A 22,276-nucleotide genomic window follows, 5' to 3' on the forward strand; every position below is an offset into this window, starting at 1 on the left:
TGGGCAACCGCTGGGCAACCGCTGAGCAACCGCTGGCCCACCGCGATTTCGCGCCGGGGCCGCCCATCGGTAAACTCGTGCTGTTCTGTTGTGCCGTGACGAAGTAGGACTGTGACCAACCTCGACCCGAGAGCGCCGCTCGTGCTCGACACACGCGAGCTCGGCCGACGCCCGGGGTCGCAACGGGAGGTCGACCTCTCCGTCCCGGCACCACCAGAACTCGGTATCGAGGTGCTCAGCGTTCCCGAAGGGTCGCCGGTGGAGCTCAGGCTCCGCCTGGAGGCGGTCATGGAGGGGGTGCTCGTCACCGGGACGGCCACGGCCGGACTGGAGGGCGAGTGCGCACGGTGCCTGGAGTCGCTCTCGGAACCCATCGAGGTCGACGTCCAGGAGCTGTTCGTCTATGACGACAGCGACATTGAGGACGATGAGGAGGAGGGGGTCTTCCGTCTCGACGGGGACCTGCTCGACCTCGAACCACTGCTGCGGGACGGGATAGTGCTCTCACTGCCCTTCCAGCCGCTGTGCCGGGACGACTGTCCGGGGCTGTGCATCGAGTGTGGTGCACGCCTGGCTGACGACCCCGACCACCAGCACGAGGAGCCGATCGACCCCCGGTGGGCCGGCCTCACGGCGCTGAGAGAACAGTCCGACGGTCCATCCGACCGTTCTGCAACAGGCGAAGCCGGGCCGACGGGGTCCGAGCCGAAGAGGAGTGAGTGAAGTGGCAGTCCCGAAGCGGAAGATGTCGCGCAGCAACACGCGGCACCGTCGTTCGCAGTGGAAGGCCGTCGCGCCTTCCCTGGTCGACTGCGCCAACCCCGCCTGCAACGCCAAGCACCTCCCGCACCGGGCGTGCGGCGAGTGCGGCCAGTACGGCGCTCGCAACAACCGGCGTCAGGTCCTCTGACCAGCGACGTCGGCGTGGGCGAGGCGTCCACGGCGTCGGCGAGCGCCGATGCGTACGACGACCTGCGCAAGCAGCTCGGTGAGCCGTCCCTGGCTCCCGAGCTGCTCGAGCATGCCCTGACGCACCGGTCCTACGCCTACGAGAACGGCGGGCTGCCGACCAACGAGCGCCTGGAGTTCCTCGGCGACTCGGTGCTCGGCGTCGTCGTCACCGAGACGCTGTACCGCACCCATCCCGACCTCTCCGAGGGACGGCTGGCGAAGCTGCGGGCAGCGGTGGTGAACGCCCGCGCACTCGCGCAGGTGGCGCGCACCATCGGTCTGGGTGAGCACATCAAGCTCGGTCGCGGCGAGGAGGCCACCGGCGGGCGCGACAAGTCCTCGATCCTGTCCGACACCGTCGAGGCGATCATCGGGGCGGTCTACCTCAGTGCCGGCTTCGAGGTCGCGACCGAGGTCGTGCACCGGCTCTTCGACCCGCTGATGGAGGCGGCAGCAGCCCTCGGCGCCGGCCTGGACTGGAAGACGAGCCTGCAGGAGCTGGCCGCCGAGCACGGCCTCGGCGTGCCGGAGTACGTCATCGAGGACTCCGGTCCCGACCACGAGAAGACCTTCACCGCACGCGTCCGCGTGGGCGAGCAGCTCTACGGCCACGGCACGGGCCGATCCAAGAAGGAAGCCGAGCAGCAGGCCGCCGAGACCGCCTACACGGCGCTGTCGGAGCAGGCGCGCAGCGCCGGACCGGCGCCCCAGGCGCCGCCGCCCGGCCAGGACTGACCACGCCGTGCCCGAGCTGCCGGAGGTCGAGGTCGTCCGCCGAGGGCTCGAGCGGCACGTCGTCGGACGGCGACTGACCGTCACGACGGTCCTCCACCCCCGTCCCGTACGCCGCCACACGGCCGGGCCGGCGGACTTCGCGAGCCGCACGGAGGGCCGGGTCGTGCTCGACGTGCGCCGGCGCGGGAAGTACTTCTGGCTCGCGCTCGACGACGGCGCAGCCGTGCTCGGCCACCTCGGCATGAGCGGGCAGATGCTGGTCCAGCCGTCGTCTGCGGCCGATGAGCGGCACCTGCGGGTGCGCTTCACCCTCGACGACGGCCAGGAGCTGCGGTTCGTCGACCAGCGCATGTTCGGCGGGCTGCTCGTGTCCCCGGACGGGGCGGACCTCCCCGCCGAGATCGCCCACATCGCCCGCGACCCGTTGGATCCGCTGTTCGACGACGTGGCCTTCGCCCGTCGGCTGCGCCGGCGCGAGGTCGGTCTCAAGCGCCAGCTGCTCGACCAGACGCTGGTCAGCGGGGTCGGCAACATCTATGCCGACGAGGCCCTGTGGCGGGCCCAGCAGCACGGTGACCGGCCGGGCACCCGACTGAAGCAGGGTGAGGCCGTCGAGCTCGTCGCTCACGCCCGGGCCGTGATGCAGGCCGCGCTCGCCGAGGGCGGGACGTCGTTCGACGCGTTGTATGTCAACGTCAACGGCGAGAGCGGCTACTTCGACCGGTCCCTGCACGCCTACGGCCAGGAGGGACTGCCCTGCGCGCGCTGCGCGACGCCCATCCGCCGGGTGGCGTTCATGAACCGCTCGTCGTACTTCTGCCCGACCTGCCAGCCGCCGCCGCGGCTGCGACGGCGTACGCGCTGACCCACGCCCGTGCCGACGATGCCCCGCCCGGATTGACCCAGCAGGGCAACGGTGAGATTCTTGGGAGTCGTCTGCGCGGAGGCCGGGTCCGGCCCCTCGGACCACAGCCCGGCACCCGACACCGCTCGCCCTCGCGCCCGGTGAGCACCACCCCGGTGGAAGGAACCCCATGGCCAAGGCCCTGCTCGGTCACATGAGCACCACTGACCCCCGCGTGCACGCGCGTCTGGTCGCCGAGAACCGTCGGCTCCGCGAGCGGGTGGCCGACCTCGAGGCACACGTGCTGCGACTCCAGGCCGACAACGACGCGCTCGCCGCCGCCCTGGCCGACCGGCCGCTGCTCGCGTTGGACGACTCCAGCATGCAGCCCGCCTGAACCCAGCCCCGCCCGTCGTCCGCCCCCGACGGTTCTTCGTTACGATGGTCCCGCACACGCCAGCGCTGACGGGGGAGTCTTGACGTGGGTGACGATCTCTACATCGATGCCGGGATGCTGCGTCGCGTCCGCACCAACCTGGGGCGCATCGAGACCATGCTGAGCCGGCCCGCCAACGACATGAAGGCGCTGGACGGCACCGAGCTCGGGCCGGCGAAGCTGCGTTCGCGCGTGACCGAGTTCGCCGACGAGTGGGCCTACGGCATCGCGCAGCTGGGCGAGTTCACTGCCTCGGCGGTGGAGGCGCTCACCTCGATCGAGGAGGCGTTTCAGCAGGCCGACACCGACCTCGCCAACGCGCTCAATGACGCCAACGGGGTGTCCTGATGGCACCCACCTCCGCTGCGGACTACCCGAACCTCGGCTTCGACCCGACTCCCGGCGATGTCTGGGCGGTCACCCAGACCGTCCGCACCCTGCGCACCACCGCCCATGCGCTGACCGAGATCCGCAGCGTCCTGCACGGTGCGGCCGACGGGGAGTGGCGCGGCCAGGCGGCGATCGCCTTCCGCGACCTGCTCGCCGAGGACCTGCGCCCCAAGATCGACAGCGCCGAGCTGGCCTTCGGTGACGCCTACCGCGCCCTCGACACCTGGTCCGACGACCTCGCGCTCTTCCAGCAGCGCGCCCGTGCGGTCGAGGAGCGTGCCCGCAACGCCCAGGACGACATCGACGCCGCCTCCGCCGTGCTCGACGGCCTCCCGCCGGAGGCGCCGCCCGGCACGCCGTTGCCGGAGGACCCCGCCGAGCGCACGCGGGCCGAGTCCGACGCCGACACCCGCCGGGTGCAGGGGGCGGCGCTCTCTGCGGCGCGGACCCGGCTGGAGAACGCCCGCGATGCCGCCGAGGACCTGCAGGAGGAGTACGAAACACGTGCGCGCGACATCGCCGGGATGCTGGCCAACGCGATCGACGCGGCGCCGGCCGAGCCGGGATGGTTCGACCGGGCGGTCGAGGCGATCAGCGGCGCGCTCTCCGCGCTGGGCGACCTGCTCGCCGACCTCAGCGACGCAGTGCTGGACTTCCTGCACAAGATCGCGCCGCTGCTGGAGTTCATCGGCGAGCTGACCGGTCTGCTGTCGACCATCCTCGGCCTGCTCGCCTTCATCCCGGGATTGAACTGGCTCGCTGGCCCGGCCCTGGCGCTCGCGGCCATCTCGTTCCTCGCCAACTACCTGGCCGACGCCGGCACGACGGGCAGCTGGCTGGAGCCGATGACCACCGGGGAGTTCTGGATCGGAGCGGTCTCCCTGGCCATCGGGGTCGGCGGGATGGCGCTGGGCAACCACCTCACCGCGGCCGCGCGGCTCAGTGGCAACACCCGCCAGGTCCCGCAGCTGCTCATCGGTGGCACCCGTGAGGTCCCCTACGGCTTCTTCAGCATCATGGCTGGGAAGGTCCCGACGATGGAGACCGCCGAGTTCGTCCTGCGGACCGTCAACCTGCGCGGCACCTACTGGGGCTTGGGCGAGCTGATCATCGGCGGCGGCGACACGGCAGGCTTCGCCGGCGGGCTGTTCTCCGGCTCCTCCTACCCGCGCCGGTGGACCAACGACCCCGTGGTGGTGCGATGAGTCCCGACCCCACCGCCGGACGCGGCACCGTGCCCCTCGGCGCGGACGCCAAGGTCGATCTCCTGCTCCCGCCGGACTTCTACGACCTCCTGCACCCCGCGGATCCCGTGCAGGCACGCACCGAGCTCGACGTGCTGTTCCGGCGCATGCTGCCCACGGCCTCGGCCGAGCAGATCGCGGCAGCGGTGGACGGCATGATGCGGTGGCGGGAGCTGCTCACCTCGGCCCACGTGCTCGTGCACGGTTTCGTCGGGGTGCCTGCCGGTGAGCACACCCCCGTCCCGGTCCACTGGCACGTGCTGGTCGCAGCGCTCGAGGTGCCGACGCCCGACGAGCTCGACGTCGGCACGCTGTTCGCCCGGGTGCTCGGGCAGCGCTGGGACGAGACGAGGACCTACGTCGAGCCGTTCGAGAGCCGGATGGGGTGGGGCGTCGGCGTGCTCGGGTCCTTCACCCCCCAGCTGCCGGAGGGCATCGGCCCGCTCGTGGCCGGCCTGGGTGGGCACGCGGTCGCCGGCGGGCCCGCCCACGCGGAGGTGGGCGAGGTCGGCGTCGCAGCGACGATCACCGGCGCCCACGGCTCCTCGGTCGCACTCGGCGTGCTCGGCATCTGCATCGACCCCGACCAGGTCCTCGAGCTTGGGGGCCTCGTGACGGCGATCGGTGCCGGTTCGGTCCTCGACACCGGACTGGCGGCGGAGCCGTCGCCGTGAGCGTGGGGGCAGCCGGGGTCGACAGCGACGTCCTGACCGAGGTGCCGCCGGCATCGGCGTACCCGAGCCGCGAGGCGCTGCTCATCGCGCAGGACCGGGCGGTGGCTGAGCTCGACCGCCGGACCTGGGGCCTGCGCCGGATGGCGCCGGCGACCGCATGGATGCTGGCGGTGCTCCTCGTCGTGCTGATGGCGCTGCAGGGTGTGACCGGTGACCTCGCCGACGACTCCGTGCTGGCGCTCGTCCTCGTCCTCGCCGCAGCGGCGCTCGTCCTGTGGCGCGGGGGACGTGCGCTGTGCCGTGCCCTGATGCTGACCGCACGCGAGGCGGAGGCGGCGGTGCACTGGCGTGACCTCGACCGGACGGCTGCGGCGCGGGCGCTCCCGGCCGGCGAGCCCGGCGACCTGGCCACGGCCTGGGACCGACGCGACGCCGCCGACCTCGAGGAGGCCGCCGACCGTCGCGCGACGCGCGAGTGGGCATCGATCCTCGCCATGGGTCCGCGCGGCCACCTCGTGGCGACCTTGCCCTTCATGATCGGATTCGTCGGGCTGCTGGCCGTCGTCCTTCCCTTCGCCGAGACCCCACACCGCGTCGGGGGTGCGGTCGCGGTGGTCGTCTGCCTGGTGCCGGCGGCGACCCTGCTCGGGTTGGCCTACCGGGAGGCGTTCCGCCGTCAGGTCGCCTATCACCAGCGGTGGATCGAGCGCGAGGTGCTGCTGGCCCGGCGTGCGCTGCTGCACCCCGGCGTCGCACCGACGGATGCGCCCCTGCGCCCGGCCCGAGCAGCGCGATTCGTCTGGGTCGCCTTCTTCTGCGGTCTGCTCGTCACGCTCGGCGTGCAGGTCACCACCAGTGAGTCCCAGGCGCTGCTGGCCGTCGCGGCCATGCTGGGCGTCGGTGTCCTCGTCGCACTCGAGGCGACCCGGCGACGCCACCGACCCCTGGTGCACGCGTTCACGGCCGGGCCCGCCGACCGGCTGGGGGTGGGCCGCGCCCGACCTGTCGACGTGGTGAGGGGTCCCGACGGGTCGCTGGAGCTGCGTCCTGCCGATGACGCGGTCCCCGGGGTCACCGTGCCAGCGGCGGCCATCCGCGGGGTGACGCCGGTGCGGATGCCCGGCGCCCTGGCCCCGCCGGGGGGTGGTGGTCGTCGTGGACGAGCGCGAGGGCTCCGGTCCGGAGGACCTGTGGGTGCTCAGCGGACGTGGCCCGGCTGCCGCGCTCGCGCCGCTCGTCCACCGCCGCTCCTGACCGCCCCTGACCGGCCGCTGGCCGCCCCGGTCCGCTTCCCGCGGTGCCGGCGCAGGCGTCGTACGCTGTGCTCGCTGCTTCCCCACGGGGCGTCTTTGGCAAGATGCGCCGTCAGCGCCTGCCCGCCGCTCGTGAGGAGTCCGCACCGATGTACCTCAAGTCCCTGACGCTCCGGGGCTTCAAGTCGTTCGCCTCCGCCACCACCCTCCAGCTCGAGCCCGGCATCACCTGCATCGTCGGACCCAACGGGTCGGGCAAGTCCAACGTCGTCGACGCGCTCGCCTGGGTGATGGGGGAGCAGGGGGCGAAGTCGTTGCGCGGCGGCAAGATGGAGGACGTCATCTTCGCCGGCACCTCCGGGCGCCCGCCGCTGGGCCGCGCCGAGGTGCAGCTGACCATCGACAACTCCGACGGCGCGCTGCCGATCGAGTACGCCGAGGTCACGATCTCGCGCACGATGTTCCGCAACGGCGGCTCGGAGTACGCCATCAACGGGCAGGGCTGTCGCCTGCTCGACGTCCAGGAGCTGTTGTCGGACTCCGGGATCGGCCGCGAGATGCACGTGATCGTCGGGCAGGGGCAGCTCGACTCGATCCTGCACGCGACCCCGGAGGACCGGCGTGGCTTCATCGAGGAGGCGGCCGGGGTCCTCAAGCACCGCAAGCGCAAGGAGAAGGCGCTGCGGAAGCTCGACTCCACCGACGGCAACCTGACCCGGCTGCAGGACCTGCTGACCGAGATCCGCCGCCAGCTCAAGCCGCTGGGCAAGCAGGCCGAGGTTGCGCGGCAGGCGGCGGTCGTGCAGGCCGACGCGCGCGACGCGCGGGCGCGTCTGCTCGCCGACGACCTGGTGACCGCACGCACCGCCCTCGAGCAGGAGATGGCCGACGAGTCGGCTCTCGTGGCGCGGCGTACGGAGGTCGAGCAGGCCACGGCCGCCGCGCGGTCGAAGGAGGCCGAGCTCGAGGCGGCGCTGCGCGAGGACCTCCCGGCGTTGTCGCAGGCGCAGGAGGTCTGGTTCGGGCTCAACGCGCTGCGCGAGCGGTTGCGCGGCACCGCGGGGCTGGCCGCCGAACGGGTGCGCAACGCCGGCGACGCCTCCAACGCCGGCGAGCCCACCTCTTCCCGCGACCCCGACGAGCTCCGGGCCCAGGCGGCGCGCATGCGGGAGCGGGAGGCGGAGATCGAGGCGGAGATCGCGCGTCACCGTGAGGAGCTGGAGGCCGCCGTCGCGGCGCGCCACGACGCCGAGGCCGCCCACCAGGCCGAGGACCAACGGATCTCCGCGCTGCAGCGCGCGGCTGCGGACCGTCGTGAGGGTCTGGCGCGCCTGCAGGGCAAGGTCAACACCGTCAAGAGCCGGGCCGCTGCGGCCGAGGCGGAGATCGAGCGGCTGACCGCAGCGCGGGCCGAGGCCGAGGCACGCGCCGAGCGGGCCCAGCGTGACTTCACCTCGCTCGAGACCCGGATCGCCGGGCTGGACGCGGGCGAGGAGGGCCTCGACGCCGAGCACGAGGAGGCCGCAGCCGCACTCGCGGAGATCGAGGACCGCCTCGCCGCCGTTCGCGAGCAGGTGCAGCAGGCTCACCGCGACCGCGCCGCGCTCGCCGCACGCAAGGAGGCGCTCGAGCTCGGCCTGCAGCGCAAGGACGGCGCTGCCGGCCTGCTCGCCGCCAGCGACGAGCTCTCCGGGATCCTCGGCTCGGTCGCGGCGCTGGTCACGGTCCGGTCGGGCTACGAGGCGGCGATCGCGGCGGCGCTGGGCACCGCCGCCGACGCGGTCGTTGTCGCAGACCTGGACGCCGCCGTGGGTGCGCTCGACCGGCTCAAGGCCGACGATCTCGGCCGGGCAGGCATCCTGGTCGGCTCCGGCATCGGTCTGCCGACGGCACCCGCCGACCTGCCATCGGGCGCGGTCTGGGCGATGGACGCGGTGGACTGCGGAGCAGAGCTGCGCCCCGCTCTGGCCCGACTGCTGGGTGACGTGGTGCTGGTCGACGACCTGTCGGCCGCCCGGGGGTTGGTGCGCAGCCGGCCCGAGCTGACCGCCGTCACCCGCGAGGGTGACGTCCTCGGCGCTCTCGTGGTGACGGGCGGGTCCGCCAGCACCCCGAGCCTCCTGGAGGTCCAGGCGGCCGTCGACGAGGCGACCCAGCAGCTCGAGGCGGCCGCCCACACCGAGGAGCGGCTGGGCTTCGAGCAGACCCGGCTGGAGAACGAGCGCTCGGAGGCGCAGCGTCGCGTCGACGTCGCACTCGCGCAACTGCACGAGTCCGACGCCACCCTCGCCGCGGTCGCGGAGGAGCTCGGTCAGCACGCCTCGCTCGTGCGTTCGGCGCGGGGGGAGGCCGACCGCCTGGCCGCGGCGATCACGCGTGCCGAGGAGGCGCGCGACGCCGACGTCGCTGGGCTCGAGGAGCTCGAGCAGCGGCTCGCCGCCGCCCAGGACACCGACGATGAGGACCCCGACACGACGGTCCGCGAGGAGCTGGCCGAGAAGGCCCGTGGGACGCGGCAGGCCGAGATGGACGCGCGGCTCGCGCTGCGCACCGCCGAGGAGCGCGGGCGTGCCCTGCACGGTCGGGCCGACGCGCTCGAGCGCAGCGCCACGGAGGAGGAGGCGGCCCGCGAGCGGGCCCGGGAGCGCCGCGAGCGGTTGCTGCGCGAGGGCGAGACCGCGCGTGCGGTCGTCGCCGGCACCGAGCAGGTGCTGCGGTTCCTGGAGTTCTCGATCGAGCGCGCCGCCGAGCAGCGCACGGCGGTCGAGCGCTCCCGCGCCGGCCGCGAGCAGCAGCTGCGCGAGGTGCGCGAGGACCTGCGCGACCTGGCCCGCGAGCACGACAAGCTGGTCGACTCGGTCCACCGCGACGAGATGGCGCGTGCCCAGCAGCGGATGCGCATCGAGCAGCTCGAGGAGCGCGCCCTCGAGGAGCTCGGGCTCGACCCTGAGGCGCTGGTCGCCGAATACGGCCCCGACCAGCTCGTGCCGCCGGTGGAGGCGCCGGAAGCGCCGACGGCGGAACCCGTCGCAGAGGGCGAGCCGGAGGGTGAACCGGACAGCGAGGGCGGGGAGCCCGCCGTACCCGCCGGTGTGCCGTACGTCCGCGAGGAGCAGCAGCAGCGGTTGAAGAAGGCCGAGCGGGCGCTGGCGATGCTGGGACGGGTCAACCCGCTCGCGCTCGAGGAGTTCTCCGCGATGGAGGAGCGGCACAAGTTCCTCACCGAGCAGCTGGAGGACCTCAAACAGACCCGCAAGGACCTCATGGACATCGTCCGCGAGGTCGACGAGCGCGTCGAGCAGGTCTTCACCGAGGCGTGGAACGACGTCCGGGTCGCCTTCGACCACGTCTTCTCGCGGCTCTTCCCCGGTGGCGAGGGCAAGCTGGTGCTGACCGACCCGTCGTCGATGCTCACCACCGGCGTCGAGGTCGAGGCGCGTCCGCCCGGCAAGAAGGTCAAGCGCCTCTCCCTGCTCTCCGGTGGCGAGCGGTCGCTGGTCGCCGTCGCGTTCCTGGTGGCGCTCTTCAAGGCGCGGCCCTCGCCGTTCTACATCCTCGACGAGGTCGAGGCGGCGCTCGACGACACCAACCTCGGCCGGCTCCTGGAGATCTACGAGGAGCTGCGCGAGACCAGCCAGCTGCTCGTCATCACCCACCAGAAGCGGACCATGGAGGTGGGGGATGCGTTGTACGGCGTCACCATGCGCGGCGACGGCGTCTCGGCCGTGATCAGCCAGCGCCTGCGGGAGGTGGAGCCGGCATGAGTGACTCCGCACGGCCCGCGCGCCCACGGCGTACCGACTATGTCGTCTGGCGCCAGGCCACGACCCGGTGGGCCGACGACGACGTCTACGGCCATCTCAACAACGCGCGCTACTACGAGCTGTTCGACACCGCGGTCAACGCCCACCTCATCGAGGCCACGGGCGTCAACGTGCGCGCGCTGCCCGAGATCGGCGTGGTCGCGGAGACGTCGTGCCGCTACTTCCGTGAGATCGGCTTCCCCGCGCCCATCGACATGGGACTCGTCGTCGAGCGCCTCGGCACCTCGTCGGTGATCTACCGCATCGGGCTCTTCCAGGGCGACGACGACGAGGTCGCCGCCGAGGGACGCTTCGTGCACGTCTACGTCGACAACACCCGCGGTCCCGGCAACCGCCCCGTCCGCCCCATCCCCGACGTCATCCGCGCCGCCGCCGAACCCCTGGTGCGCTGACGCGACCCCCGGCAGTTTCACTACACGTGTAGTGAAACTGTCTCTTCGTATACGTTCCAGTCGGCGTGTCGCGCAGTTTCGCCTACACAGTCCAACTCGCACCTCCAACCCGCTGCCTTCCTGAGGATTGAGTTCAGGAACGGGTGGGACCATGAGGACCATGACCGTGATGATCGTGTTGATGCTTGGGATCCTCGTTCTGGCCGGGACGGTCGTGCTGTACGTCGCCTACCCCCACCGCGGGCAGGAGGTGCCGCAGCTGCCGTGGGTGGGGGACGCGCTGCGGCGTGGCGTCGAGGCACTGCCGACGCTCGACAACCAGCGCGAGCGCGAGGAAGCGTCCGCCGGCACCCGGTGACCGCCCGACCACGCCCGTGAGGGTTGTGGGTCCTCTGCTTGGATGGCCGACGTGGACACTCTCTCCGAGTACATCTGGCTGATCCTCGTCCTCGGCGTCCTGGCCGTGGTGCTGCTCGCCGCCCTGGTCGTGCCGCGACTGCGGCGTCGCGCGCGGCCGTTGCCGCCGGACCGCAGCAGCTCCGACGACCTGCTGCCGCCACCCCCCGAGGCCGATGGCCGTACGACGGACGCGGGCACGGCCGTCCTGGACGAGCCGCCGGCGGGTCCGGCGGCGGTCACGGAGCCGGAGCTCGCGCCGGAGCCCGAGGTCGCCCCGGCTCCGGAGCTGGAGCGTCCGGAGGGTGCCGCCAGCCGGCTGGTGCGCCTGCGTCAGCGGTTGGCCGGCTCGCAGAACGTCTTCGGTCGCGGTCTGTTGGCGCTGCTGTCGCGCGACCGGCTCGACGACGACGCGTGGGAGGACCTCGAGGACACCCTCATCACCGCGGACGTCGGCGTCGCCGCCACGACCGAGCTGGTCGAGCGGCTGCGCAACCGGCTGCGGATCGAGGGGGCCGAAGGCACGGACCTGCGCACCGTGCTGCGCGAGGAGCTGCTGACGCTCGTCGACCCGACCCTGGATCGCACCCTCGCCACCCAGGGAGCGGACGGCAAGCCCGCGGTCACGCTGGTCGTCGGCGTCAACGGCACCGGGAAGACCACGACCGTCGGCAAGCTCGCCCGGGTGCTCGTCGCCGAGGAGAAGTCGGTGGTGCTGGGCGCGGCCGACACCTTCCGCGCGGCCGCCGCCGAGCAGCTCGGCACGTGGGGTGAGCGCGTCGGCGTGCCCGTCGTCCGTGGACCGGAGGGATCGGACCCGGCGTCGGTGGCGTTCGAGGCCGTCCGCAGCGGCGTCGAGCAGGACGCCGACGTCGTCATTGTCGACACCGCCGGGCGCCTGCAGAACAAGGCCGGCCTGATGGACGAGCTCGGCAAGGTCAAGCGCGTCATCGAGAAGCAGGTGCCGGTCAGCGAGGTCCTGCTGGTCCTCGACGCGACCACGGGCCAGAACGGCCTGGCGCAGGCGCGGGTGTTCAGCGAGGTCGTCAACGTCACCGGCGTCGTGCTCACCAAGCTCGACGGCTCGGCCAAGGGCGGCATCGTCGTCGCCGTCCAGCGCGAGCTCGGCGTGCCCGTGAAGCTGGTCGGGCTCGGCGAGGGTGCCGACGACCTGGCGCCCTTCGACGCCGGTGCGTTCGTGGACGCCCTGCTGGAGGCCTGACCGGCCCCTCCCCGCCGGCCCGTCCAGCCGGCCCGGACAGCCGCCCGACACATTCCCGCAACACAGCGCCCGCACTCGTCACACAGTCGTCACGATTGACGACGCGGGCTGAAACCTCGGCTCGTCACAGTGTCTCCACCTGGAGCCCGCGCCCGCCGAACAGCGTCGTTACGCGTCGCCGGACTCCTCCCGCGACACGAACACGAGGTTCCGCACATGGAAGAAGTACTGGATCCGGGCATCACCGCCTGGATGCTGACCTCCGCATCCCTGGTCCTCCTCATGACCCCCGGTCTGGCGCTGTTCTACGGGGGCATGGTCCGCTCCAAGTCGGTGCTGAACATGATGATGATGTCGTTCGGCGCCATGGGCGTGATCGGCGTGGTCTACGTCTTGTGGGGCTGGTCGATGTCCTACTCCGACGGCACCGTCGGTGGGCTCTTCGGCAACCCCTTCGAGCAGTTCGGCCTGCAGGGCACGATCCTGGACGACGCCGGCGAGTACGTCCTCTCCGGCGGCCTGCCGGTCATCGTCGACGTCGGCTTCCAGGCGACCTTCGCCATCATCACCGTCGCCCTGATCAGCGGCGCCATCGCCGACCGCGTGAAGTTCTCGACCTGGATGGTCTTCACCGCGATCTGGGCCACCGCCTGCTTCTTCCCGCTGGCCCACCAGGTGTGGGGCGGCGGCTTCCTGGGTGACTCCGAGGATGGTCTGGCGGCGCTGATCTTCGGCGCGGTCGACGGCGTCGCCGAGGTCGCCCCGATCGACTTCGCCGGCGGCACCGTGGTCCACATCAACGCCGGGGTGGCCGCGCTGGTGCTCGCCCTGGTCATCGGTGCCCGCAAGGGCTTCGGCAAGGAGCCGATGCGTCCGCACAACCTGCCACTGGTCATGCTCGGCGCGGGTCTGCTGTGGTTCGGCTGGTTCGGCTTCAACGGCGGTTCGGCGTACGGGGCCGACGGCGCGGCCGGTCTGGCCTGGGTCAACACCACCACCTGTACCGCCGCGGCCATCATCGGCTGGCTGGTCGTGGAGAAGATCCGCGACGGCGAGGCCACCTCGCTCGGTGCCGCCTCGGGCATCGTCGCCGGTCTGGTCGCGATCACCCCGGCCGCCGGCGATGTCAGCCCGGTGGGCGCGATCGGCCTGGGTCTGGTCGCCGGTGCGCTGTGCGCCCTGGCCGTGGGCCTGAAGTACAAGCTCGGGTATGACGACTCGCTCGACGTGGTCGGCGTCCACCTTGTTGGTGGCCTGGTCGGCACCGTGGCCCTCGGCTTCATCGCCACCTCGGGTGGTCTCCTCTACGGCGACGGCATCAAGCTGCTGGTCGTCCAGATCGCGATCGCCGCGTTCGCCATGCTGTGGAGCGGTGTGCTCACCCTCCTCATCGCGCTCGCCCTGAAGGCCATCATGGGGTGGCGCATCACCGAGGAGGACGAAGCCGCAGGCATCGACTCCGTCGAACACGGTGAGTCCGGCTACGACTTCGGCGGCGTTGGCGCCGTGCGTCGTGGATCGCTCCCCACCGCTACCAGCGCACCTGCCTCCGAAGGAGTAACGGCATGAAGCTCGTCACCGCGGTGATCAAGCCGCACAAGTGGGAAGAGGTCCGCGAGGCCCTCGAGACTTTCGGAGTGACCGGCATGACGGTCAGCGAGGTCTCGGGCTATGGCCGGCAGAAGGGCCACACCGAGGTCTACCGAGGGGCGGAGTACGACATCGCCCTGGTCCCCAAGATCCGCTTGGAGATCGTGGTCGACGGTCCGGACGCCCAAGACGTCGTCGACATCATCGTGAAGACCGCGCAGACCGGTCGGATCGGTGACGGCAAGGTGTGGGTGACCCCGGTCGACAGCGTCGTCCGGGTCCGCACCGGAGACACCGACACCGCCGCAATCTGACGCGGGACTGACACGCTCGTCCCGTGCTGCCCACCGGGCACGATCCGCCAGCCAGGCGGGTCGTGCCCGTGGGCGTGTCCGGGGCTCGACGACGAGGACGACACCACCCATGACCGCCACCGAGCGCCTGCACCGACGCGACGCTGCCGACGAGCTCGTCCGCTCGGCCTACGAGCAGACGGCGCTGCCCGCCGATGGCGTGGCGCTGGTGGCCGTCGGTGGCTACGGCCGAGGAGAGCTCGCGCCGCACAGCGACCTCGACATCGTGCTGATCCACGACGACCAGGTCACCTTGGGCGAGGAAGCCGCCGCGCTCTGGTACCCGTTGTGGGACTCCGGAGCGAGCATCGACCACTCCGTACGCAGCCTCGAACAGTGCTCCTCCGCCGCGGCCGACGACCTGCGGGTGGCCCTCGGCCTGCTGGACCTGCGCCACCTCGCCGGCGACCCGAACCTGACGCTGCGACTTCGCACGGCGGTGCTCGCGCAGTGGCGCCAGTCGGCCAGAGATCGACTCCCCGCCCTGCAGGAGATCGTGCGAGCTCGCGGCGAGCGGCTCGGCGAGCTGGCGCACGCCGCCGTACCCGACCTCAAGGAGTCCGCCGGGGGACTGCGCGACGCCACGGTCCTCAAGGCCCTGGTCGCGACCTGGTTGGTCGACGTGCCGCACGCGGACCTCGAGCGGTGCCGCACCCACCTGCTGGACGCGCGCGACGCGCTGCACGCGGTCGCGGGGCGGGCGACCGACCGGGTCGCGCCCGAGCACTGGGAGGGCGTGGCTCGTCACCTCGGCCTCGCCGACGAGCGGGCCGCACAGCGTCACGTGCGCAGCCAGGCGCGCCGGATGACGCACCTGTCCCGGCTCACCTGGCGGCGGGTGGATGCCGCGCTGGGTCGGCGTCGTACGCCGCGTCTGGGCCGCCGACCCGACCTCCAGCCCCTCGGGCAGGGTGTGGCGATCGCCGATGGCGAGGTGGTGCTGGCGCCGCGCGCGCGTCCGGACCTCGATCCCACGCTGTTGCTGCGGGCAGCCGCGGAGGCCGCCGAGCGCGGACTCGTGCTGGCGCCACCGACAGCGGCACGACTGGCGCGGGAGGCTGCCGCGCTGCCGGACCCGTGGCCGGAGGAGGCGCGCGGTCTGCTGGTCCGGCTGCTCGCTTCCGGGGAGGGGCTGCGCGCGGTGTGGGAGACCCTGGACGAGACCGGCGCGCTGCCGCGACTGCTGCCCGAGTGGGAGCAGATCCGACTGTTGCCGCACGCCTCGGTCGTGCACCGCTACACCGTCGATCGGCACGTCGTGGAGACCTGCATCGAGGCCGCCCGGCTCATCCGCCGGGTCGCTCGGCCGGACCTGCTGGTGGTCGCAGCGCTGCTCCACGACATCGGCAAGGGAGGGACTGTCGACCACAGCGTCGCCGGTGAGCCGGTGGCACGAACGATCGCGCGTCGGCTGGGATTCTCGGACCCCGACGTCGCGCAGATCGCTCGGCTGGTGCGCTGGCACCTGCTGCTGGCCGGGACGGCAACCACGCGCGACCCTGAGGACCCGGCGACGGTCGCCGCGGTGGTCGAGCACCTGCCGACGGTGGCGGACATCGAGCTGCTGCGCCAGCTCAGCGAGGCGGACGCCCGTGCGACCGCTCCGAAGGCGTGGACGCCGTGGCGTGCGGCGCTGATCGACGACCTGGCCCGCCGGTGCCTGGCGGCACTCGGGTCGGCACCCGCAAGTGAGGACGAGACCCCAGCCGACGACGGGCCGACGGGGGCCGCGGAGCCGCTACCGGTACGGCGTCGACTCACCGTCGAGGACGTGCCCGGGGGCCAGCGCGTGACGGTGGTCGCGCCCGACCGGACCCGGTTGCTCGCCGACGTGGCGGCGGTGCTCGCGCTGCAGCGCATCCGCGTGCACGGCGCTCGGGCCTGGTCGACGGACGGGTGGGGGATCTCGGTCTGGGAGGTCGAGGACACCGCGGCGGACCCGGCGTTGCTCGCCACCCGGCTCGAGGCGATCGAGGCGGGTCGCCTCGATCCGAGCAGCCGTCTCGCACGGCCGACGCCGGCGCGGCTCGAACCCACGGTCACGGTGTGTGCGGAGGCCTCTGATCGGGCCACGGTGCTCGAGGTGCGCATGGATGACCGGCCGGGGGTGGTCCACCTGGTGGCCGCCACCCTCGCAGCCGAGGGGATCTCCGTGCGCTCGGCCCACATCGCGACCTGGGGCCCGCAGGCGGTCGACGTGTTCTACGTGCAGGAGCCCGGCGGCGGCCCGTTGTCGCCCGAGCGCGCGGACGCGGCCGCCCACGCCGTACGCACAGCGCTGCTCGCCGCCGTTACGCTGGACCACGGCTGACCGCACCGCCTGCGGTCCGCCTCGACACACCCGTGCCGGGCAGGGGCCCGGCGCACGACGACTCGAGGATGAACCACTTTGTTCGCCACGCTCTCCGACCGCCTTGCTGACACCTTCAAGCAACTGCGCGGCAAGGGTCGCCTGTCCGAGGCCGACATCGACGCGACCGCACGCGAGATCCGCATCGCCCTGCTGGAGGCCGACGTCGCCCTGCCGGTCGTCAAGGAGTTCGTGGCAGCGGTCAAGGAGCGTGCCCGGGGCGCCGAGGTCACCGGAGCGCTGAACCCCGCGCAGCAGGTCGTGAAGATCGTCAACGAGGAGCTCGTGACGATCCTGGGTGGGGAGACCCGGCGCATCCGGTTCGCCAAGAACCCCCCGACCGTGATCATGCTCGCGGGCCTCCAGGGCGCCGGCAAGACGACGCTCGCAGCCAAGCTCGCGTTGTGGCTCAAGGGCCAGGGCAAGAGCCCGATGCTGGTTGCCGCCGACCTGCAGCGACCCAACGCCGTCAAGCAGCTCCAGGTCAACGGTGAGCGTGCCGGAGTAACCGTCTTCGCGCCCGAGCCCGGCAACGGCGTCGGCGACCCGGTCGCGGTGGCGCGTACGGCGATCGACGAAGCGCGCCGCACCCTGCACGACGTGGTCATCGTCGACACCGCCGGTCGCCTGGGTGTCGACGCCGAGATGATGCAGCAGGCCGCCGACATCCGCGATGCCGTGCAGCCCGACGAGGTGCTCTTCGTCGTCGACGCGATGATCGGTCAGGACGCGGTCTCCACGGCTCAGGCGTTCCTCGACGGTGTCGGCTTCGACGGGGTCGTGCTCACCAAGCTCGACGGCGACGCTCGTGGTGGCGCGGCGCTGTCCATCCGCTCGGTCACCGGGCGGCCGGTCATGTTCGCCTCTTCTGGCGAGAAGCTGACCGACTTCGACCTGTTCCACCCCGATCGGATGGCCTCGCGCATCCTCGACATGGGCGACATGCTCAGCCTGATCGAGCAGGCGGAGAAGTCCTTCGACGTCGCGCAGGCGGAGAAGGCAGCCGCCAAGCTCACCGGTCAGGGAGGCGACTTCACCCTCGAGGACTTCCTCGAGCAGATGCAGGCCGTGCGCAAGATGGGCTCGCTGTCGAAGATCCTCGGGATGCTGCCCGGTGCGGGGCAGATGCGCGAGCAGCTCGAGAACTTCGACGAGCGCGAGATCGACCGGATCCAGGCCATCATCCTCTCGATGACGCCGGCCGAGCGGGCCAACCCGAAGATGATCGACGGCTCCCGGCGCGCCCGCATCTCCCGGGGCTCCGGCACCAAGGTCTCCGACGTCAACACGCTGGTCGACCGGTTCTTCGAGGCCAAGAAGATGATGCAGACGATGGCCCGCGGCGGGGGGATCCCCGGCATGCCGGGGATGCCGGGGATGGGGATGCCCGGCGCCGGCAAGCGAGGCAAGGGCAAGCAGACGGCCAAGAAGGGCAAGGCCAAGGGCAAGCGCGTCTCGGGCAACCCCGCCAAGCGCGCCCAGCAGGGCAAGGAGGCCCCGGCCCCCGCGGCCGCCAACCCGTTCGGCCTCCCGGCTGACCAAGACCTCGACCCGGCCGACCTGCAGCTGCCCGACGACCTGGCGAAGTACCTCAAGCAGTGACCCGGCGCCCGTCCCGGAGCCGACGGCGTACGCCGTTGCGGTGGTCCCTCGCCGCGCTCGGCCTCACGCTGACCCTGGCACTGTCCGGATGCGGCGCGGTGGAGGACCTGCTGGCCGATGACGAGCCCAGCCCGTCGGCGCCGGCGAGCTCCGCACCCGCGCCGGAACCGGAGCCGTCGTCGACGCCGGACCCCACCCCCAGCCCGAGCCCGGACCCGACGCCGACGCAGGAGCCCGAACCGACCACGGCCGACGCCCGCGTGCGCCCGGTGACCCAGGCGCAGTGGAACCGCATCGTCGCAGCCGGGATGGCCTACGCGGGCTGCCCGATCACCAGCCGGGAGCAGCTGAGCCGGGTCGTGGTCAACCACCACACGTTCGACGGGCGGGTGAAGCGCGGCGTGCTCGTCGTCAACGCCGACGTGGCGGCGAGCGTCGCGCGGGTGTTCACGAAGCTGTTCGACGAGGAATTCCCGATCCGCCGGATGCGGCCGCTGGAGCACTACGGCGGCGACAGCCACGCCAGCCTGCGCGCCGACAACACGGCCTCCTACAACTGCCGTCGGCCCGACCAGATCAACGCCCCGCAGCAGGCGTCGCCGCACGCCAACGGCCGCGCGATCGACATCAACCCGCGCGAGAACCCCTGGATCGACCTGCGCTGTCAGTGCTGGTTCCCGGGACCGGAGTTCAAGGAGCGCACGCCCGGTCCGGGCAAGATCCTCGAGGGCGGCCCGGTGTGGCAGGCGTTCATCGACGAGGGCTGGATCTGGCAGAACATCGACGTGCCCGACTACATGCACTTCGACACCGGCTACCCGTCCGTGGCGTTCCGCGACCCTGTGACGGGTGAGTGACGGGGGAGCGACCGGGTAGCGTCGGGCCATGGCTGCCTCGACCGTCCTGCGCTTCACCGGCATCGTCCTGCCTGACGGCGAACGACGCACGTTCGACGTCGTCGGCGGTGTGATCGCCCCCGAGCCCGTGGCCGATGCCGAGGTGGTCTGCACCGACGGGTGGATCGTCCCGGGCCTGGTCGATGCCCACTGTCACATCGGTCTCGACTCCGGTGGCGCGGTCGACGAGGCCACCACCGAGGCGCAGGCCATCGCCGACCGCGACTCGGGCGCGCTGCTGCTGCGCGACTGCGGCTCCGCGGCCGACACGCGCTGGGTGCACGACCGTGAGGACCTGCCCCGGCTCGTGCGCGCAGGCCGGCACCTGGCGCGGCCGAAGCGCTACATCCGCAACTACGGCCACGAGTTCGAGCCGGAGGAGCTGCCGGCGTACGTCGCCCAGGAAGCCCAGCGCGGCGACGGCTGGGTGAAGCTGGTGGGGGACTGGATCGACCGCGACCGTGGAGACCTGGCTCCGCTGTGGCCGCGCGACGTGTTGGAGGCGGCGATGGAGGTCGCCCACGCGCACGGCGCCCGGGTGACCGCGCACGTCTTCGGCGAGGAGGCGCTGCCCGACCTGATCGAGGCCGGCATCGACTGCATCGAGCACGGCACCGGGCTGTCTCCCGACCTCGTGGGGCTCATGGCGGAGCGGGGTGTGGCGCTCGTGCCGACGGTCAAACAGCTGCTCAACTTCCCGGAGTACGCCGCCTCGGGTGAGGAGAAGTTCCCCGGCTACGCCGCCCACATGCGGGACCTCTTCGCGCGGCGCAAGGAGACCATCGGTGCGGCGTACGACGCCGGGGTCGCGATCTACGCCGGCACCGACGCCGGTGGGGTCCAACCGCACGGCCTGCTCGCCGAGGAGGTGCTCGAGCTGACGGCGTACGGGCTGAGCGCGCAGGACGCGCTCGCCGCGGCGTCCTGGAAGGGACGCGCCTGGCTCGGGTTCGACGCCGTCCTGACGCCGGGAGCGATGGCCGACTTCGTCGTGTACGACGCCGACCCGTTGGCCGACCTGCGCGTCCTGCAGCACCCGCGGACCGTGGTGCTGCGCGGTCGCGTCGTCGCCTGAGCGCACGCGCGAGCCGGCTGCGGGAGCGTCGTGTGACGCTTACGCGTCGTCAGGACGGTGAGAAGACACGCGTCTCACTTGCGTAACGATGCGGTCCCGACTCTGATGCGTGGGCCAACCGGCAACGTTTGATGACTACTGTCCGCGCAGAGGGTGGACGTCGATCGGGTGACTTAGCCTCGCGCGACGATCACCACGGCATCAGACGAGATCTGGAGGATCCGTGAAGATCAGGAAGTTCACAGTCGCCGCAGTAGCGGTGACGCTCGGGATGGTGGCGGCCGCGTGCTCGCCCCCGGCCGACGACGAGGGCTCCTCGGAGGGCCCCGCGGCGAACACCGCCGTCACCGTCGGTTGGAACCAGCCGTTCTACTCGTACAACGAGAACACCTCGAACGGCAACGCCACCGCGAACTCGATCATCAAGTACATGATGAACGGCGGCTTCAACTACTACAACGCCGACCAGGAGCTCGTCCAGGACGAGTCGTTCGGCACCTACGAGCTGGAGTCCGAGGACCCGCTGACCGTCACCTGGACGGTCAACGAGAACACCCAGTGGTCCGACGGCACGCCTCTCGACGCGGCCGACCTGCTGCTGACCTGGGCCTCCCAGGGCGGTCACCTCAACACCGTGAGCGCGGGTGAGGTCGAGCGCAACCCCGACACCAACGTGCCCGAGCCCGGTGACGGCGTCTTCTTCGACTCCTCCTCGGCCGGCCTGAGCCTCGTGACCCAGACCCCCGAGATCTCCGAGGACGGCCGCTCCATCACGCTCGTCTTCGACGAGCCGTTCGCCGACTGGGAGCTCATGATGGGCGCCAACGTCCCGGCGCACGTCACGGCTCAGCAGGCGCTCGGCATCGAGGACCCGATGGAGGCCAAGCAGGCCCTCATCGACGCGGTCAACAACAAGGACAACGCCGCGCTCTCGCAGATCGCAAACTTCTGGAACTCCGGCTACGACTACTCGTCGCTGCCCGACGACCCGTCGCTGTACCTGTCCTCGGGCGCGTACCTCATGACCGAGTTCGTCGAGAACCAGTACATCACCCTCAAGGCCAACGAGGACTACGAAGGCGACCACGCCGCCAGCATCGAGACGGTCACCGTCCGCTGGAACGAGGACCCGCTCGCGCAGGCCCAGGCGCTCGAGAACGGCGAGCTCGACCTGTTCGCCCCGCAGGCCACCACCGACGTGCTTCAGCGCGTCGAGGCCATCGACGGTGTCGAGGTCGAGACCGGCGTCGAGGGCACCTACGAGCACGTCGACCTGGTGTTCAACAACGGCGGTCCGTTCGACCCGGCGTCGTACGGCGGCGACGAGGCCACGGCTCGCGAGGTCCGCAAGGCGTTCCTGACCGCGTTCCCGCGCCAGGAGGTCGTCGACAAGCTGGTCACGCCGCTGCAGGAGGACGCTGAGGTCCGCAACTCGTTCCTCGTCACCCCCGGTGCCCCCGGCTACGACGAGATCGCCGGCTCCAACGGCATGGCCGACCAGCACACCGGTGACGTCGAGGCCGCGCAGCAGATCCTGGCCGACGCCGGCGTCGACACGCCGATCGACGTCCGGACGATGTTCGCCGAGGGCAACGTGCGTCGCGAGAACCTCTTCGCGATCGCCAAGCCGGTGCTGGCCGAGGCCGGCTTCAACCTCATCGACCGTCGCAACGTCGACTGGGGCTCCAAGCTCGGTGACGGCACGTACGACGCGGTGTTCTTCGCGTGGCAGTCGACCTCGACCGCCGTCTCGGAGAGCCAGCCGACCTACGGCACCGGTGGCCTGAACAACCTCATCGGCTACTCCAACGAGGAGGTTGACGCGCTGTTCGACCAGTTGGCGGTCACCACCGACGCCGACGAGCAGCTCAACATCCAGATGGAGATCGAGAAGCTGCTGGTCGAGGACCAGATCGGTACGACGCTGTTCCAGTTCCCGGCCGTGGCCGCCTGGCGTAGCGACCGGATCGAGAACGTCTCGCCCGCTCCGCTGAACCCGACGATCTTCCACGCCTTCTGGGACTGGAAGGTTCCGGAGAGCTGATCGTC

20 protein-coding genes are annotated in these 22,276 nt (G+C 71.7%); all 20 read left to right on the forward strand.

What is annotated here, in order from left to right:
* Nucleotides 1-111: 111 nt before the first annotated feature.
* Nucleotides 112-723 carry a YceD family protein gene (locus J2S59_RS11810; protein WP_068120921.1) on the forward strand — a complete coding sequence of 204 codons (612 nt, stop codon included), beginning with the start codon at nt 112-114 and terminating at the stop codon, nt 721-723.
* A 1-nt stretch (nt 724) separates the two neighbouring features.
* Nucleotides 725-910: a 50S ribosomal protein L32 gene (gene rpmF, locus J2S59_RS11815; protein WP_306825139.1), complete on the forward strand. Its 186-nt coding sequence runs from the start codon at nt 725-727 to the stop codon at nt 908-910.
* A 14-nt stretch (nt 911-924) separates the two neighbouring features.
* Nucleotides 925-1,686: a ribonuclease III gene (gene rnc / locus J2S59_RS11820; RefSeq protein WP_068122263.1), complete on the forward strand. Its 762-nt coding sequence runs from the start codon at nt 925-927 to the stop codon at nt 1,684-1,686.
* Between the two features lie 7 nt (nt 1,687-1,693).
* Nucleotides 1,694-2,551, forward strand: a complete 858-nt coding sequence (gene mutM, locus J2S59_RS11825) for a bifunctional DNA-formamidopyrimidine glycosylase/DNA-(apurinic or apyrimidinic site) lyase (protein ID WP_306825140.1) — start codon at nt 1,694-1,696, stop codon at nt 2,549-2,551.
* A gap of 169 nt (nt 2,552-2,720) precedes the next feature.
* Nucleotides 2,721-2,927 carry a hypothetical protein gene (locus tag J2S59_RS11830; protein ID WP_068121494.1) on the forward strand — a complete coding sequence of 69 codons (207 nt, stop codon included), beginning with the start codon at nt 2,721-2,723 and terminating at the stop codon, nt 2,925-2,927.
* Between the two features lie 84 nt (nt 2,928-3,011).
* The gene (locus J2S59_RS11835; RefSeq protein ID WP_068121497.1) at nt 3,012-3,314 is read left to right on the forward strand and encodes a hypothetical protein; all 303 of its coding nucleotides are present in this window, start codon (nt 3,012-3,014) and stop codon (nt 3,312-3,314) included.
* Nucleotides 3,314-4,561 carry a putative T7SS-secreted protein gene (locus J2S59_RS11840; RefSeq protein WP_068121500.1) on the forward strand — a complete coding sequence of 416 codons (1,248 nt, stop codon included), beginning with the start codon at nt 3,314-3,316 and terminating at the stop codon, nt 4,559-4,561. Before J2S59_RS11835 ends, J2S59_RS11840 begins: the two co-directional genes overlap by 1 nt.
* A complete protein-coding gene (locus tag J2S59_RS11845) occupies nt 4,558-5,274 on the forward strand; it encodes a hypothetical protein (protein WP_068121502.1) in 717 nt (238 codons plus the stop codon). Before J2S59_RS11840 ends, J2S59_RS11845 begins: the two co-directional genes overlap by 4 nt.
* Nucleotides 5,271-6,695, forward strand: a complete 1,425-nt coding sequence (locus tag J2S59_RS11850; RefSeq protein ID WP_306825141.1) for a hypothetical protein — start codon at nt 5,271-5,273, stop codon at nt 6,693-6,695. The genes J2S59_RS11845 and J2S59_RS11850 overlap by 4 nt, the downstream gene beginning before the upstream one ends.
* Nucleotides 6,677-10,291: a chromosome segregation protein SMC gene (gene smc / locus J2S59_RS11855; RefSeq protein WP_306825142.1), complete on the forward strand. Its 3,615-nt coding sequence runs from the start codon at nt 6,677-6,679 to the stop codon at nt 10,289-10,291. Before J2S59_RS11850 ends, smc begins: the two co-directional genes overlap by 19 nt.
* Nucleotides 10,288-10,743 carry an acyl-CoA thioesterase gene (locus tag J2S59_RS11860; RefSeq protein ID WP_068120688.1) on the forward strand — a complete coding sequence of 152 codons (456 nt, stop codon included), beginning with the start codon at nt 10,288-10,290 and terminating at the stop codon, nt 10,741-10,743. The genes smc and J2S59_RS11860 overlap by 4 nt, the downstream gene beginning before the upstream one ends.
* Before the next feature lie 160 nt (nt 10,744-10,903).
* Entirely contained in the window at nt 10,904-11,101 is a 198-nt protein-coding gene (locus tag J2S59_RS11865; RefSeq protein ID WP_068120687.1) for a hypothetical protein, read from the forward strand.
* Nucleotides 11,102-11,152: 51 nt separating this feature from the next.
* Nucleotides 11,153-12,361 carry a signal recognition particle-docking protein FtsY gene (gene ftsY / locus J2S59_RS11870; RefSeq protein WP_306825143.1) on the forward strand — a complete coding sequence of 403 codons (1,209 nt, stop codon included), beginning with the start codon at nt 11,153-11,155 and terminating at the stop codon, nt 12,359-12,361.
* A gap of 216 nt (nt 12,362-12,577) precedes the next feature.
* The gene (locus tag J2S59_RS11875; protein WP_068121923.1) at nt 12,578-13,930 is read left to right on the forward strand and encodes an ammonium transporter; all 1,353 of its coding nucleotides are present in this window, start codon (nt 12,578-12,580) and stop codon (nt 13,928-13,930) included.
* A complete protein-coding gene (locus tag J2S59_RS11880) occupies nt 13,927-14,265 on the forward strand; it encodes a P-II family nitrogen regulator (protein WP_068121920.1) in 339 nt (112 codons plus the stop codon). The genes J2S59_RS11875 and J2S59_RS11880 overlap by 4 nt, the downstream gene beginning before the upstream one ends.
* 7 nt (nt 14,266-14,272) lie before the next feature.
* On the forward strand, nt 14,273-16,615 hold the full coding sequence (locus J2S59_RS11885; RefSeq protein ID WP_306825460.1) for a [protein-PII] uridylyltransferase: 2,343 nt from the start codon (nt 14,273-14,275) through the stop codon (nt 16,613-16,615).
* Between the two features lie 78 nt (nt 16,616-16,693).
* The gene (gene ffh, locus J2S59_RS11890) at nt 16,694-18,256 is read left to right on the forward strand and encodes a signal recognition particle protein (protein ID WP_068116681.1); all 1,563 of its coding nucleotides are present in this window, start codon (nt 16,694-16,696) and stop codon (nt 18,254-18,256) included.
* Nucleotides 18,253-19,113 carry a M15 family metallopeptidase gene (locus J2S59_RS11895; RefSeq protein WP_246360053.1) on the forward strand — a complete coding sequence of 287 codons (861 nt, stop codon included), beginning with the start codon at nt 18,253-18,255 and terminating at the stop codon, nt 19,111-19,113. Before ffh ends, J2S59_RS11895 begins: the two co-directional genes overlap by 4 nt.
* A 28-nt stretch (nt 19,114-19,141) precedes the next feature.
* Complete coding sequence (locus J2S59_RS11900; RefSeq protein ID WP_068116683.1) at nt 19,142-20,227, forward strand: amidohydrolase family protein; 1,086 nt, start codon at nt 19,142-19,144, stop codon at nt 20,225-20,227.
* A 223-nt stretch (nt 20,228-20,450) separates the two neighbouring features.
* Entirely contained in the window at nt 20,451-22,271 is a 1,821-nt protein-coding gene (locus J2S59_RS11905; protein ID WP_068116685.1) for an ABC transporter family substrate-binding protein, read from the forward strand.
* The last annotated feature ends 5 nt before the right edge of the window (nt 22,272-22,276 follow it).

Source organism: Nocardioides massiliensis (assembly GCF_030811215.1).
Taxonomy (GTDB): domain Bacteria; phylum Actinomycetota; class Actinomycetes; order Propionibacteriales; family Nocardioidaceae; genus Nocardioides_A; species Nocardioides_A massiliensis.